The sequence below is a fragment of the Chryseobacterium sp. SIMBA_028 genome (genome assembly GCF_046535285.1).
Taxonomy (GTDB): Bacteria; Bacteroidota; Bacteroidia; order Flavobacteriales; family Weeksellaceae; genus Chryseobacterium.
In genome coordinates, this window is record NZ_JAWRWZ010000232.1 from 1 (window position 1) to 276 (window position 276).

Genomic DNA, 276 nt, shown 5'->3' on the forward strand with positions numbered 1-276 from the left:
CTGTCATAAAAGTCGAAAACAACCTCAGCCAAAGGCATATTGAATGTTAATTCTACTCTATCTGCCGTTAAATAACTCTGGTTTACAATTTCCCCTCTTTTCTCGATACACAGCGTCATAACTGCACCTACGAAATCAGATTTAGTAATAATAGAAGCTTTTATATAAGGTTCTTCAACTCTATCTAAAAGATTGGGATCAATCATTTCAGATGGGTTATTGATCAAAATTGTAGTTTCAGGGTCTTTCTTTGAATATCCGTGATATGATACGTTG

At 34.4% G+C, this 276-nt stretch carries 1 pseudogene; it reads right to left on the minus strand.

The features are described from left to right. Nucleotides 1-276: pseudogene (locus tag SCA31_RS23275) on the minus strand (elongation factor 4); the annotation flags it as partial.